Raw genomic sequence first — 929 nt, 5'->3', positions numbered from 1 at the left:
TGAATCACGGTAATCAGTCCGTACATAACTAAGCCAGTGAAACTTAGGTAAAACTAAGCACTGAACTCTCAGACCGATATAGGTGAAAGTCCTATCCGCTAGATTCGAGCGTGACTCCAGAGGCGGCCCACACCGAACAAGCTCGATTCTTGTAGAGTGAAGCTGGGAACAGGGCGCAACCAGACGGCTGTTATGGGCTGACACTGGCGCTAATAGGGAGTTCCCACGGTGAAACAGAGCCTATAAAAGTGACCTATGCATGAGCAAGGCATAACATCAAAACCTTGACTTTACCGGAGCTAATGCCCGCTGCATTTTAAATATAATAGCAGCAAGAATCTAGGGTATCCGTGTGGTTAAAGTGGCTACACCTAAAGGAACGAAAATAGATATTCAAAAGATATCTAATCATCTGAGGGAACGAATAAAAACGAGTCAAAAGTCTTGGGGAAGTCGAACCCCAGGTAGGTAAGACGAGATACGGAACTCTTTTGATTCGGGTAGGATGCGGCGTAATTGCTGCAAGGTATTCAGAAAACACGCGAGCGGAGTTAGAGCATGATTAGGCACAGTTACAAAACTAGTGAATCTTGGAAGAATCTAAGCTGGAAGAAATTCCGTAAAGATTTATTTCGCCTACAATGTCGAGTGTTCAAAGCAATTCGAGCTGGAGACAAGCGCAAAGCTTTGTCACTTCAAAAGCTTATTCTGAAATCTCAAGCGGCTAGATTTTTGGCTATACGTCAAGTAACTCAGCTAAACGCAGGCAAGAAAACAGCAGGTATTGACGGTAAAAAATCCCTTAATTTTAAAGAGAGATTTGAACTTGAAATACTTCTGAAGGATACAAGTAACAACTGGCATCACCAGAAGCTACGTAGTATCCCCATTCCTAAAAAGGACGGAACTACCAGAATGCTGAAAATTCC

The 929-nt window shown here is 43.2% G+C and carries 1 protein-coding gene; it reads left to right on the top strand.

Translation table 11 applies throughout. From position 1 onward, the window contains the following. Positions 1–558: 558 nt before the first annotated feature. The coding region (locus tag ACM03V_RS34440; RefSeq protein WP_414625306.1) for a reverse transcriptase N-terminal domain-containing protein at positions 559–929 on the top strand (371 nt) is incomplete at its 3' end.

Origin of the sequence: Calothrix sp. CCY 0018 (assembly GCF_963920925.1) — a bacterium.
In the GTDB taxonomy this organism is placed as follows: domain Bacteria; phylum Cyanobacteriota; class Cyanobacteriia; order Cyanobacteriales; family Nostocaceae; genus Rivularia.
Note: the sequence above shows the minus strand (reverse complement) of the source record. Positions and strands in the feature narration are given on the sequence as shown.